We start from the raw sequence: 13,184 nt of genomic DNA, 5'->3' as shown, positions 1-13,184 counted from the left end.
CGAGGCTCCCTCTCCCTGCACAGGAGCCTCAACATGACCCCACTGGAACAACTCGAAGCACTCGATACCCGGCTTGCCGACCTGCAGCGCGGGTTTCCGACCCTGCAAGCCGGGCTCGCCCCTCTGCCCATGCGCCAGCAATTGTTCGGCGACCTGGCGCAGTTCTGGGCAAGCACCGACGACAATGGACGCACCCAGCAGCAGGCGTTGCGCCAACTGCGCCACGAGCAACTGCTGGCCCAGCTTGAACTGCGTCTGGCCGACCAGACCTTGGGCAACGAGCATGTGTTCCTGCTGCGCACCTGCCTGGAATTGCCGTTGTCCTGGCAACGCCAGCACTTGCCTGGCGAACAGCGGGCGCAGGCCTATCGGCTGCTGTTCAGTACTACCTCGCCCAACCGCCGGCTGTACCTGCCAGGCGCCTTCGTGCTGATTGCCGACGGCCCGCAAGGCAGCGACGCGGTGCCCGGCGAGGCCCTCGGCAAGGCCATGATGTGCAGCCTCAGTTACGGTATCGAAACCTTCGACAGCCTGGCTGAACTGCATAACGAGCTGTGTGAACGCATCGACGACCCACTGCAGAGCCGCCCGATCCTCAACCTGCTGGCAGACCCTGAAGATGCCTCGCTGATCCAGCGCGCCGACCGGCTGCGCTACGACTGGTACGCCGATGACATGGTCGAATATCAGGTCAGCAGCATGATCGACACCCAGCGCAAGCGCCTGCACCGCGCCTGGCCGCAGGCAACCGCCGCGGACGACAACATGGTCAGCAAGGCTTTGGACCTGGTCGGCAGCATGGGCAGCCCGCCGGTGCTGGCCACCCGCTACGCCCTGTTGCTGGAAAAGCACATGCCGGGATGGATGCGCAGTGCCCCGGCCCAGGCCATCACCCACATCCTGCAAACCATGCAGGAGTTGGGCAGCGCGGTGGAACGGGCGCGCGCCCCCGGCATTCCCGACCTTGCCCAGTTCAGCCAGCGCCACACCTTGCTCGGCTGGGTTCGCCAACGCCTGGCCGAGCGCCTGCAACGGGACCTGCGGGTGGCCACAGCGCCCCAGGACATCCGCATCAGCGTCACCCTGGCGCGGCGCATAGGCCCACTGCTCGACCCACTCAACCCCTCCAGCTACATTGCCGTGGCCAGCCGGCCGCAAGTCGGTGACACCATCGAGATGGTGCCGGTCAGCTACCAGTTGGACGAGCTGGCCCTGCTCAACGTGGCGTGGTTCGATGTCGATTACTGGCTCACCGCACGGGTGCAGCACGCCGACGGCAGCCTGATCGATGGCCTGGGGCCGGATCAGGTCAAGGCTATGGTCCGCGAGCTGGATGCCGGCGCCAGCTACAGCCAGTTCGTGCGCAAGCACCTGCTGCAAAGCGCCGAGGCGCGCTGGCGCATGGAAGCCCACGGGCGCATCAACCGCGCCCGGATGCGGGCCGAACTGGCCAAGGCGCGCTACGCCAGGCACCTGCTCCAAGACCCGTTCGAACGCGGCTACACCTGGGCGAAAACCGTGCTCGACCACCCGGACAGCGCGCAGCGTGCCAGCCTGGAACAACACCCTTTCGCGGTGCGCCAGGTCGTCATCGAAGGCCACACCCTGCAAGGTGTATTGCTGATCAACAGTTCCGTAGCCAACATCGACTCGCTCATGCTCTACACCCCGGATGCCCCAGACCGTCGCGCCTGGCGCGAATGGCACAACGCCCGGGCGTTGCTACGCGAGATCCGCAGAAACACGCCGCTGCGCACTTACCTCAAGGGGCGGGCCCCGGCAGCCAGCGCGGCGCGCCTGGAACAGCTGCTGGTCAAAGGCGGACTTAGCCCGCACCTGCGCCTGGATAGCATCGAGGGCAACCTGTTCGACGCCTGCTACCGCGCCGAGGTGCACGCCCTGATCGCCGAGGCCGACGCCAGTACCCGCAGCAATAGCGAACTGCTGGGCGAGTTCGGCCTGAACACCTTGCGGGTGATTCTCGACCTAGTAAGCCTCGTGTTGCCGGCGCCCGCCATGACCGCACTGGCCTTCGGCAGAATGGCAATCTCGATCTGGGATGGCCTTGAGGCCATGCACAAGGACGACCGCGAGGCAGCGCTGCACCACGCTATCGCGGCCATCAGCCATGCCACTGACGGTATCAACAGCTTCGCCGGCTCAGCCGTCATCCGTCGTGCCATGCGTGGCTTGCCACCGACCCCACCCAAGCCACTGCCGGCCAGCCATCAGGTGGAAGCGGAACTGGCCCGCTTGCGTTACCGCATCGACGGCGTCCATGACGCCAAGGTCTACGAGCAGGTCAACAGTGGGCCCGGGCCAGACCGCTATTTCATCCGCGACCTGCAAGGCCGCTTCTACCATGTCGAATTCGATGGCCAGCGCTGGCGGGCCGTCGACCCCAGGCAGCCGAGCGCTTACAGCCAACTGCCGGTCAAGCAACTAAGCAGCGGCGAATGGGTGGTGGATTCACCCGTGCTGTGGCACGACGGGCTGCCAGACTTGCAGGCACTGTTGGACGACTGCCAGCTTGAGCCCGCGCGGGAAGGCGAGGCTCTCCCCGAGGAAGAAGGGCTGTTCGATGCCGACGGCGAACTTTACCTGCGACTGCACAACTGGCAGTTGCCCGTACGCCGGCATTTGCTGGCAGGCCATTACCACTTGCAGTTGACTGAGGCCCGCGCCCCGGCCTGGGCGGTGTTGCGCCTGCAGCAAGGGCAGTGGCGCATCCGCGTGCGCCAGCCAGGCCTGAGCAGCGACTGGCTGGCGCTGCCACAGGCTGGGCGCGGTTAGTCGGCCAGGCGTGGCAGACGCTGGTCCAGGCGCTGATACAGCGCGCTGCTGCTCGGCCAGTTGCGCAGCAACCGGGCACGGTCACGGGCAAACGCTTTGGCAAAGCTCATCTGGGTGGCGTGCTGGCACATGGCGTCGAGGTCGATCAGCGACCAGCGCCCATCCACCCAGAACAGGTTGTGGCCTTTGAAGTCGCCGTGGCTGATGCGCTCGCGGATCAGCTGCTGCATCAGTTGCGCCAGAGCGTCGACCTGCTCGTCCGGGGCCTCGCCGCTTTCGACGAACGGGGCAAAGCACGCGGTCAGGTCCGGGCCGTCGATGTACTCGGTCAGCAGGTAGGCGCGGTTGCGCAGGCCAAGGGTGCGGGTTTCCAGCAGCGCCAGCGGGCGGGGCGTGGCGATGTCGAGGAACATCAGGCGATGGCCCTCGATCCAGGAGTGCCAGGCCCGGCTGGGGCGCCAGAAGCGTTTGAACCAGTGCGCGGTGTTCTTGATGTTGTAGCGTTTGAGCACCAACGGGCGACCGTCGACATCAATGCGCGCCACGCTGGCGGCGCCGCCGGTCTTGTACAGGTGGCCCTGATCCAGGTAGGTGTCGGCCTGCTCCAGCACCGGGGCCAGTGCCTGCACTTCACTGCGGCAGATGGCCCGCAGCCCCGACAGGCTGCGCTCGACACTGAACAGCGTGCACTCGCGCCCGGCCTTGTCCAGGTAATCTTTCAGGCGCCAGCTGCGCACCTTGTCGACCTGCTTGAGCAACGCTTCCAGCGGCAGCGCATGCTCGGCATTGGCCAGCAGGTAATGCACCAGCGCTTCCTCGATGAAGGGCTCCAGGCGCTTGGGCAACTGCGCGAAGAACACCCCGAGGTTTTCCAGCACGCGCTGGCGCGACAACTGCTGGCCTGGGGTTTCAGCCTTGATGCCGGCGCCGTCGATCAGGTACAGCTGGCCGCCTTGACGCAGCAGGTTGTCCAGGTGCAGGTCTTGCTGCCACAGGCCTTTGGCATGCATTTGCGCAACCGCCGTCAACGCCTCGCCGAGCACCAGGTGCTGCTCATCGGCAAGCATGGGCAAGTGCTCGACCGCGGCCCAGGCGTCGCCCAGGCTTTCGGCGTTTTCTATGAACTCGAACAACAGCCAGCCGCCTTCGCCTTCTTTCAGGCCATCGGCCAGCAGGCGTGGCGTGGTCAGGCCCTGGGCCGCCATCAGCCGGGCGCCGTCCAGCTCACGCTGGAAGTGGCGCGCAGCGTTGCCGCCGACCAGCAGCTTGGCCAGCACCTTGGTGCCCCGCCAGATACCCGCGCCCACGTAGCGTTGGCCAGGCAATACGCGCAGCAGGCTGAGCAGTTGCAAGTCTGCGGCGCCAGCGGCATCGGCCAGGGTGATGGTCAGCGGCACTTGCGGGCTGCGCCCGGCGGCTTTCAGTTCGGACAGGCGCATCAGCGGCCCTCCTTGTGGCGGCGGCGTTGCGTCAGGCGTTGCAGCCAGGTGTCGAGCACAGCGCTGCCTTCGGGCTGGGCCAGATAGGCGGCCAGCAGTACCCGTATATCAGCGTCGCTCCAGATACTGGCGCGGCGCAGCAGCGGCTCCAGGTCCTTGACCCGGTCGCGCATGCCGAACAGCAGCGGGCGGGTTTTCTCGAGGTCGATCAGTTGCGCCTGCCAGCCTTCGCGGCGCTCGCGCAGGAAGATGTGCTTGGGATAGAAACACCCGTGCATCTGCCCGGCAGCGTGCAGCGTGCGCGCCAACTGGCCGCATCCTTGCAGAATGCCGTGGCGCTGCGCCGGGACGAGCTGCGGCCACTGCGCCAGCAGGCGGTCAAGGTCGGTCCATTCGTCCAGCGCACGGGTCATCAGCACTGCGCGGTGCTGGCCGGCCTGCTTGCGCTCGCCGTAGAACACCGCCTGCAAGGCCGGGATGCCCAGCTTCTGGTAGCGGGTGATGTTGCGAAACTCACGGGCGAAGGTGGGCTCGCCAAACGGACGGTGCAGGCTGCGGGTAAAATAGTTGCTCTGGCGCTTGAGGTAGTAGCCCTTGCCTTCGAGTTCCAGGCGGAACACGCTGCTGAAACCGCCACGGCCGGTGTTCGGCTCGTCCACGGCCTCCAGTTGCAACGCCCACAACGCCTCGAAGTCGCTCAGGCCATGGCGCTTGAGCAGCGCCTGGTCGGCGCTGGCCAGGTAATCGGTCATTCCCTTCCCTCGAAAAAGCTCAGTACCTGGCGAACCCGGCGTTTATCCCGAGCGGTCAGGCGATCGTGCTGGCGGTACTGCAGGTAGAAGCGCAGGCGCTGCGTGGCCGACAGGTGATATTTGGCGACCTTGTCCAGGCACGCCAGGTCCTTGATCAGGCGGTGGCGCAGCATGAAGCCACGCCAGAAATCACCCGTTGGGCAATCGATGAAGAACAGCGTGCCCTGGTCATCCACCAGCAGGTTGCGCCACTTCAGGTCATTGTGGGCGAAGTGGTGGTCATGCATCTGCCGGGTATGCCGCGCCAGCTGGCGGCTCAGGTGGTCGACCCAGGCCCGGTCGCGCAGGCGCGGGTCGTTGCGCTCGGCCAGTGCCGAAAGGTCTTCGGTATTCGGCAGCTCACGGGTGATCATCGCCCCACGGCCAAACGCCAGGCCGTGGCGTTCAAGGCCCCAGGCCACCACTTCTGCCGTGGGAATGCCCCACTTGGCGAACTGCTTGAGGTTCTGCCACTCGGCCTTGATACGCGGGCGGCCAAGGTAGCGACGCATGTGCTTGCCGGCGCCGGTGTAGCGCTTGACGTAGTAGTTGACCCCATCACGCTCGACACGCACGACCTCGCTCAACGGGTCGCGGGTCAGGCGCTCGCCCTGCAGGGCAAACACCGCCTCGAGGCTGCCGAAGTCTGCTGCCAGGGCCTCATAGCCCGGCGCCAGTGTCCAACCCGCCATCAGAGTGCGTCCCCATAGCGTTGCTTGCGGTCGTAGAGTTTCTGCGCCTTGCGCTCAAGCCAGGCGAGCAGTGCCGCTTCGTCCTTGAGCACCTGGCGCAGCGGCTGCTGGAAGTAACCGCGCAAGAAGCGCAGTTTGTCGCGGCGGGTGAGGCCGATGTCCAGCGCCGAGAAATACAACGCCGCCAGGTCTTTGTCACGCCAGCGGCGGGTTATACGCGCGCGGGTTTGTGCGCGGTGCAGGTCGATCACCGACAGCCTGAAGTCGTCTGCGGTGACCGGGCGGTCGGTGTGCAGCAGGAAGTGGCAGATGTAGCAGTCACGGTGGTTGACCCCCGCACGGTGCATACTGCCGGTCATCTTCGCCACTTCGGCAATCAGCGCGTGCTTCAGGCGCGGTGCTGGCGGCTGCTTGACCCAGTCCAGGCTGAAGTCTTCCAGGCTGACGGTGGGCGCCAGCTCTTCGGTGACGATGAACGAATGCTGGGTCGCCGGGTTGCTGCCCCGCTCGCCGTAGGCCACGGCGGTCATGGTCGGCACACCGACCTGGTGCAGGCGCTCGATGGCGCGCCATTCCTGGCCGGCGCCGAGCACTGGCAGCTTGGCGCTGAACAGGTTCTTGAAAATCTCGCCCCAGCCAATGCCGCGGTGAATCTTGACGAAGAAACCTGCGCCCTCGACTTCGGTACGCAGCGTGCGGCGGCCTTCAAGCTCGCGGTACACCTCGCCCTGCAACTGCTCGACGGCGTCGAACGGGTCGCGCCCGGCCCACAAGCGCTTGAACGGCTCGGCCAGTATCAGCTTCATGCCTGCTCTCCAGCCAGAATCACGTCGGCGGCATGCTGCGGCATGCTGTACAGGTCGGCCGTGTCGGCAAACGCCACGCCGTTGTGCGACCACGCAGCGCGGGCCGCGTCGTCTTCGAGCATGCGTTGCAGGTAGCTGTTGAGCTGCTCCTGGGCGAACGGATCATCCAGCACCAGGCCGCAATCGGCCTCGGCGATGTAATGGGCATAGCCGCACACTTTCGAAACCAGCACCGGCAAGCCTGCGACCAGCGCCTCAAGCAGCACCGTGCCGGTGTTTTCGTTGTACGCCGGGTGGATCAGCAGGTCGGCGCCGAGCAGGAAGCGCGGGATATCGCTGCGGCCCTTGAGGAACTGCACCTGATCGCCCAGGCCCAAAGCTGCGCTCTGTACCTGGAACAGCTTGGGGTCGTCCTGGCCGATTACCATCAACCGGGTGCGCTTGCGCAGGTGGGCCGGCAGCGCAGCCACAGCCTTGATGCTGCGGTCCACGCCCTTGGTCTTGAATCCCGAGCCGATCTGCACCAGCAGCAGCTCGTCATCGGCCAGGCCGAACTCACGGCGAAACTCGGCGCGAATGGCATCTGCGTCAGCCGGGCGGCGACGGTCCGGGGAAATACCAGGCGGCAACAGGTGGAAGCGCGCCTCGGGCGTGCCGTAATGCTTGATGAACAGCGGCTGCTGGACCTCGGAGATCATCAGCACCTCGGTGCGAGCATCCTTGGCGAATACGGCGCGCTCGTAGTCGGCAAAGTGGCGATAGCGGCCCCAGCGCCGGTACAGGCCGCCGCGCAAGGTCTGGGCTTTGTCTTCGAAGCAGCCGTCGGCGGCATAGTAGACATCCAACCCTGGCATTTTGTTGAAGCCGATCAGGCGGTCGACCGGGCGCTTGGCAAGGTCGGCCTGCATCCAGGCGGTGAGCTTTTCGTTGCGTCGATGGTTGAACAGCGCCTTGACCGGCGCCACCAGCACTTCGAAGCCCGGCGGAATGTCGCCTTCCCAGATCAGCGTATACACGCGGATCTGGTGGCCACGCCGTTGGCATTCGAGGGCGATGCGCATGAAGTCGCGCTGCAGCCCGCCAAACGGGAAATATTTATAGAGCACAAAAGCCAATTGCATCAACGCACATCCTCAGCCAGCAGCAGCGCGCTCAAGCGGCCCGCAACATGCTCGGGATTCAAGCGAGTGAAGCACAGCGGCCACTCGCGTTTGAGATCGAACCGGCGCAGATCCTCGGCGCTCGGTTTATAGGTGCACTTCTTCTGCAAGCACGGGGCGCAGGGGAAGTTGCTTGCCTGGTGGATCTGGGCGCGTCCGTAGGCACCGGTCAAACCAGGGTTGGTAGGGCCAAACAGCGAAATGGTCGGCACATCCAGGGCGGCGGCCAGATGGCCCAGCCCGGTGTCCACCGCCACGCAGGCCTTGGCCGCTGCCAGTACACGGGCAACACCCGCCAGGTTCAGCTTGGGCAGCACCTGGCAGTTGCCCAGGCCTTGGGCAATACGCTCGGCCCGGGCCTTTTCTGCGGGGTTGCCCCAAGGCAGCATCACCTGCAGATTGCGCCGGCCCATCCGCTCGGCCAGCTCGCGCCAGTAGGCCTCGGGCCAGTGTTTGGTGGCCCAGGTGGTGCCATGCAGAAACACCACATAAGGCGCGGCAGGCGGCAGTTGCAGGCGGTTCAGGTCAAGGCCGTAATCGCCCAGCCCTTCGGGCAGGTCGTAGGCCAGGGCCAGGGCGAACAGCTGGCGAACACGCTCCACGGCATGCTGGCCAACGGCGACCGACAGGCGCCGGTCATAGAAACGGCTGGCCCAGCCTTCACGGGCCGAATAGCGGTCAAGGCCCGCGACCGGCGCCTTGACGTAGCGGGTCAGCCAGGCCGACTTGACCAGGCCCTGGGCGTCGATCACCAGGTCGTACTTGCGCTCGCGCACACGCTGCTTGAACGCCTTCCACTCACCGCTCTTGATGGTTTGCCAGATGTTCTTGCGCCAGCGCCGGATCGCCACCGGGATAACCTGGTCGACCGCCGGGTGCCAGCTTGGGATTTCGGCAAAGCCCTCCTCCACCACCCAGTCGAAACGGATGCCGGGGATGGCCTGTGCGGCGTCGGTAATGGCCGGAAGGGTGTGAATGACGTCGCCCAACGACGACGTCTTGATGATCAGTACCCGCACTCAGTCGACCTCGGCCACGGTGTCGATCAGGCTCGGCCCGCCCAGGCTGTGCAGGGCGGCGATGACTTTTTGCGGCTCCAGCAGGCGCAGGCAGTTGTAGTGGCCGAAGCGGCAGGTGCGGTCAAAGCACGGGCTGCATTCGATACCGGTACGCACCACCTCGACCTGGTCGGCCAACGGCGGGGTGAAGCCGGGCGAGGTCGAGCCGTACACCGCCACCAGCGGGCGGTTGAGCGCCGCAGCAACGTGCATCAGGCCCGAATCGTTGGACACCACGGCGCTGGCGCAGGACATCAGGTCGATGGCTTCAGCCAGCGAGGTTTCGCCCGCCAGGTTGACCGACTCTTCGCGCAGCCCCGGGATCAGCCGCTCGCGAATCTGCTCGCCCACCGGGTGGTCGTTTTTCGAGCCGAACAGCCACACTTGCCAGCCTTGGCGGACCATGGCATCGGCCACCTCGGCATAGTGCTCGGCCGGCCAGCGCTTGGCCTCGCCGAACTCGGCGCCGGGGCACAGGGCCAACACCGGGCGGTCCAGGGCCAGCTCGAACTTGGCCAGCGCCGCGTCGCGGCTGGCGGCTTCGATCTGCAGGGTCGGCCGTGGGTAGGGCTGCGGCAGTTCAGTGCCCGGCGCATAGGCCAGGGCCATGAAACGCTCGATCATCAGCGGGTAGCGCGCCTTGTCGAGCTTGCGCACGTCGTTGAGCAGCAGGTAGCGCATCTCGCCGCGCCAGCCGGTGCGCTTGGGGATACCGGCAAAGTACGGCACCAACGCCGACTTGAGCGAGTTGGGCAGCAGGATCGCCTGGTCGTACTGGCCAGCCAGCGATTTGCCGATGCGCCGGCGCGTGGCCAGTTCGAGCGCGCCATGGCCGAGCGGGAAGCTCAAGGCCTGGCGCACTTCGGGCATGCGTTCGAGGATCGGCCGGCTCCACTCGGGTGCCAGCACATCGATCACGCAGTCGCGATGCTGTTGTTTCAGGCACTGGAACAAGGTCTGCGCCATCACCATGTCGCCGACCCAGCTGGGGCCAATGATCAGTATTCTCATGCTTTATCCAGAAACATTCGGGGAGGCTGCAGGCTGATCTGCAACCTGGCCTCCCCTCTTTATATTCAGGCTATGTGGCCGACAGTGTACCACTGGGGTCCAGATCGCGGTGCAAGCCCCACGCCGAGGTTGTCGGGCATGGTTGCGCGCAGGCTTGTTGCGCCCTCATCGCAGGCTGTCGCCAGCTCCCACAGGGCTCTGGGCCAAACCGCAATAATGCGGCTGTGCGCGGTCTCTGTGGGAGCTGGCGACAGCCTGCGATGAGGCCCGGACAGGCATGTAATCTCCCACGAGCCACGACGCCTTAACTCAGCCCCAATTCACCCCAAATCCGCCGTACTTGGCCACGCTCGTCGACAAATTGCGCAGCGTCGATAACCCCGGCCTGCTTCTGCAACGCCTGGCGGTGCGAGGCGGCGCGGAATGCCTTGTACACCTCACGCAGCAGCACGGCATCGCTTGCAGGCAGCAAACCGGCTTGTTCGAGTTCTTCGAGGATGCGGATGTTATCGGTCCAGCGCAGTAGCTCTGGGTGCTCGTGGGACCAAGCCAAAGCCGCGTATTGCACCATAAATTCGAGGTCCACGATACCGCCGGCATCCTGCTTGATGTCGAACGGCTGGCCGGCGTCAAAGGCATTGGCGGCGGTGCCTGCAGCGGTGCCCTTGGTGCCGAGGTTATCGCGCATCTTGGCGCGCATCTCGCTCACCTCGGTGCGCAACGTGGCAAGGTCGCGGGCCTTGCCCAGCACCCGCGCGCGCACGCCTTCGAACGCACTGCCCACCTGCTTGCAGCCCACCAGCACGCGGGCGCGTACCAGCGCCTGGTGCTCCCAGGTCCAGGCCTCGCTTTGCTGATAGCGCTCGAACGCGCCCAGCGAACTCACCAGCAGGCCCGCAGCGCCGGACGGGCGCAGGCGCATGTCGACGTCATACAGCTGGCCCGAGTTGGTCTGGGTAGTCAGCAGGTGAATGATGCGCTGGCCCAGGCGGGTGAAGAACTGCGCGCCGTCGATGGGCTTGGCGCCGTCGGTCTCGGCATTCGGGTCGCCGTCGTGGATGAACACCAGGTCCAGGTCCGAGCCGTGGCCCAGTTCGATGCCGCCCACCTTGCCGTAGCCGACAATAATGAACCCGGGGTCGCACAGGCTACCGTCGCTGCGCTGCGGTTGGCCGTGGCGGGCGACGGTCTGGCGCCAGGCCAGGGCCAGCACCTGATCGAGGATCGCCTCGGCCAGCCAGGTCAGGTAGTCGCTGACCTTCATCAGTGGCAGGTTGCCGGTGATCTCGGACGCGGCCACCCGCAGGCTGTGGGCCAGCTTGAAATGGCGCAGGGCTTCCATTTGCTGCTCAAGGTCATCCTCGGGGATGCGCGTCAGGCGTTCACGCAGCTCGGCGGCAAGCTCCGGGGCCAGCGGCGGGCTGAACAGCCGGCCTTCGTTGAGCAGTTCGTCGAGCAGCAGCGGGTAGCGGGCGATCTGTTCGGCAATCCACGGGCTGGCCGCACATAACGTCAGCAGCCGGCGCAGGGCGCCGGGGTTTTCGGTCAGCAGCACCAGGTATGCCGAACGCCGGGCCACCGCCTCGACCAACGGCAGCACCCGCTCCAGCACCAGGTCAGGGTCGTCGTGCTCGACGGCTTGGGCCAGCAGGCGCGGAATGAACGCATCCAGCCGTTCACGGCCGATACGCTGGATCGAGCGCAGCGACGGGCTGGTGCGCAAGCCGTTGAGCCGGCGCAGCGCATCGGCCGGCTTTTTGAAGCCGGCTTCTTCAAGCTGCCGGCAGGCGGCCTCTTCATCCTGGGCCTGTTCCCACAGCGGCGACCACTCACCGCCCACCACCAGTTCACCCTCGGCATCATCTTCGTCTGGGTCGGCGATCACCTGGCGGAAGTGCCAGTCGATGCGCCCGCGCCAGTGCATCAACTGCTCGTGGAAGCTGGCCCAGCCGCTGAAACCGAGCATATAGGCGATACGCTCGCGGTCGGTAGCGTCGTCCGGCAGCATCTGCGTCTGGCGGTCGGCGATGGCCTGGATGGCGTGCTCGGTGTAACGCAGGAATTGGTAGCCTTCGCGCAGTTCAGTGACCACTGCCGGCGGCAGGTAGCCCTGCCCTTCCAGGGTGGCCAGCACTTTCAGCAAGGGCCGCTGTTGCAGGCTGAGGTCGCGCCCGCCGTGGATCAGCTGGAAGGCCTGGGCGATGAACTCGACCTCGCGAATACCGCCAGCGCCCAACTTGATGTTGTCGGCCATGCCTTTGCGCCGCACTTCCTGCTGGATCAACTGCTTCATGGTGCGCAGCGCTTCGATGGCCGAGAAGTCCAGGTAACGCCGGTAGACGAACGGGCGCAGCATTTCCTGCAATTGCGCGCCGGCAGCCTGGTCGCCGGCCACCACACGCGCCTTGATCATCGCGTAGCGTTCCCAGTCGCGGCCTTGGTCCTGGTAGTACTGCTCCAGGGCATTGAAGCTCAGCACCAGCGCACCGGCCGAGCCATAGGGGCGCAGGCGCATGTCGACGCGGAACACGAAGCCATCGACGGTCACCGGGTCCAGCGCCTTGATCAGGCGCTGCCCCAGGCGGGTGAAGAACTCCTGGTTTTCCAGCGAGCGCTTGACCCCCTCGGTTTCGCCGCCTTCGGGGAAGGCGAAGATCAGGTCGATGTCCGACGACAGGTTCAGCTCCACGGCGCCCAGCTTGCCCATACCCAGCACCACCATGTGCTGCGGCTGGCCGCTGCGCTGGCCGATGGGGGTGCCGAACTGCTGGCAATGGCGCGGGTACAGCCATTGATAGGCTTCGTCGATGGCCGCATCGGCCAGGTCCGAGAGGTCGCGGCAGGTTTCGCCCAGCGCCGCCTGGCGGGTGATGTCGCGCCAGATGATGCGCAGTTGCTGGCGATTGCGCTCGCGGCGCAGGTTGCGCGCCAGTTCATCCTCGCTCTGCGCCGCTTGCGCCACGGCGCTGACGTGCCCGCGCAACTCGCCGGGGGCGTAGGCGCGGTCCATCTGGCCGCTGCCCAGCAGCTCGAACAGCACCGCCGGCTCACGCTGGGCGTGGGTGAGCACGAACTCGCTGGCCGCCGCCACCTGATCGAACTGGCGGCGGTGCTCGGCGCTCAGGCTATCGAGTTGCAGATCAGGGTGGCCGGCCAATGCCTCGCGAAGGAACTGTTGGTTACGGGCGACCAGTGGTTGCAGGGCTGCGGGCAGATCGGACGGCAAAGGCAGGCGCATGGTCTATCCTTGATCGGCGTGAAAGAGAGAGGTTGGGGTAGAAAAAACACTCATGGCTGACGGTTGGACTGTCGTACAAAAGTTGTAAATAGCTGAAAAAGCCACATTCATGGTTGAAAACATCACGTTTTACCTGCTCGTGGCACACAGCCAACCAACATGAACGATTTTCTCCACAACCCGGAGTGCGACCAAA

General features: G+C 65.6%; 9 protein-coding genes. 1 reads left to right on the top strand and 8 read right to left on the bottom strand.

Going from position 1 to position 13,184, the window contains the following annotated elements; translation table 11 throughout:
* The first annotated feature begins 33 nt into the window (after nt 1-33).
* The gene (locus HU719_RS14045; RefSeq protein WP_186536876.1) at nt 34-2,793 is read left to right on the top strand and encodes a dermonecrotic toxin domain-containing protein; all 2,760 of its coding nucleotides are present in this window, start codon (nt 34-36) and stop codon (nt 2,791-2,793) included.
* Here the strand turns inward: HU719_RS14045 and HU719_RS14040 are convergent.
* The 8 genes from HU719_RS14040 to glnE form a co-directional block, all read right to left on the bottom strand.
* Nucleotides 2,790-4,232 (bottom strand): lipopolysaccharide kinase InaA family protein, encoded by a 1,443-nt coding sequence (locus tag HU719_RS14040; protein ID WP_186536875.1) that lies wholly within the window; start codon nt 4,230-4,232, stop codon nt 2,790-2,792. The two genes, HU719_RS14045 and HU719_RS14040, sit on opposite strands and share 4 nt — an antisense overlap.
* On the bottom strand, nt 4,232-4,984 hold the full coding sequence (locus HU719_RS14035; protein WP_186536874.1) for a lipopolysaccharide kinase InaA family protein: 753 nt from the start codon (nt 4,982-4,984) through the stop codon (nt 4,232-4,234). The genes HU719_RS14040 and HU719_RS14035 overlap by 1 nt, the downstream gene beginning before the upstream one ends.
* Nucleotides 4,981-5,715, bottom strand: a complete 735-nt coding sequence (locus HU719_RS14030; protein WP_186536873.1) for a lipopolysaccharide kinase InaA family protein — start codon at nt 5,713-5,715, stop codon at nt 4,981-4,983. The genes HU719_RS14035 and HU719_RS14030 overlap by 4 nt, the downstream gene beginning before the upstream one ends.
* Nucleotides 5,715-6,521 (bottom strand): lipopolysaccharide core heptose(I) kinase RfaP, encoded by an 807-nt coding sequence (rfaP, locus tag HU719_RS14025; RefSeq protein WP_186536872.1) that lies wholly within the window; start codon nt 6,519-6,521, stop codon nt 5,715-5,717. Before rfaP ends, HU719_RS14030 begins: the two co-directional genes overlap by 1 nt.
* A complete protein-coding gene (locus HU719_RS14020; protein WP_186536871.1) occupies nt 6,518-7,642 on the bottom strand; it encodes a glycosyltransferase family 4 protein in 1,125 nt (374 codons plus the stop codon). The genes rfaP and HU719_RS14020 overlap by 4 nt, the downstream gene beginning before the upstream one ends.
* Entirely contained in the window at nt 7,642-8,700 is a 1,059-nt protein-coding gene (gene waaC / locus HU719_RS14015) for a lipopolysaccharide heptosyltransferase I (protein WP_186536870.1), read from the bottom strand. The genes HU719_RS14020 and waaC overlap by 1 nt, the downstream gene beginning before the upstream one ends.
* Nucleotides 8,701-9,750, bottom strand: coding sequence for a lipopolysaccharide heptosyltransferase II (gene waaF / locus HU719_RS14010; protein WP_186522645.1), 1,050 nt, complete (start codon nt 9,748-9,750; stop codon nt 8,701-8,703). It lies immediately after the preceding gene.
* 304 nt (nt 9,751-10,054) lie between these two features.
* Nucleotides 10,055-12,988 (bottom strand): bifunctional [glutamate--ammonia ligase]-adenylyl-L-tyrosine phosphorylase/[glutamate--ammonia-ligase] adenylyltransferase, encoded by a 2,934-nt coding sequence (gene glnE / locus HU719_RS14005; protein ID WP_186536869.1) that lies wholly within the window; start codon nt 12,986-12,988, stop codon nt 10,055-10,057.
* Between the last annotated feature and the right edge of the window lie 196 nt (nt 12,989-13,184).

Source organism: Pseudomonas farsensis (genome assembly GCF_014268805.2).
Taxonomy (GTDB): Bacteria; Pseudomonadota; Gammaproteobacteria; order Pseudomonadales; family Pseudomonadaceae; genus Aquipseudomonas; species Aquipseudomonas farsensis.
This window is presented reverse-complemented; position numbering and strand designations above follow the sequence as displayed.

Coding starts and splice junctions, on each gene's coding strand:
- HU719_RS14045 (WP_186536876.1), top strand. CDS start 34: ATGACCCCACTGGAACAACTCGAAGCACTCGATACCCGGCTTGCCGAC.
- HU719_RS14040 (WP_186536875.1), bottom strand. CDS start 4,232: ATGCGCCTGTCCGAACTGAAAGCCGCCGGGCGCAGCCCGCAAGTGCCG.
- HU719_RS14035 (WP_186536874.1), bottom strand. CDS start 4,984: ATGACCGATTACCTGGCCAGCGCCGACCAGGCGCTGCTCAAGCGCCAT.
- HU719_RS14030 (WP_186536873.1), bottom strand. CDS start 5,715: ATGGCGGGTTGGACACTGGCGCCGGGCTATGAGGCCCTGGCAGCAGAC.
- rfaP (WP_186536872.1), bottom strand. CDS start 6,521: ATGAAGCTGATACTGGCCGAGCCGTTCAAGCGCTTGTGGGCCGGGCGC.
- HU719_RS14020 (WP_186536871.1), bottom strand. CDS start 7,642: ATGCAATTGGCTTTTGTGCTCTATAAATATTTCCCGTTTGGCGGGCTG.
- waaF (WP_186522645.1), bottom strand. CDS start 9,750: ATGAGAATACTGATCATTGGCCCCAGCTGGGTCGGCGACATGGTGATG.
- glnE (WP_186536869.1), bottom strand. CDS start 12,988: ATGCGCCTGCCTTTGCCGTCCGATCTGCCCGCAGCCCTGCAACCACTG.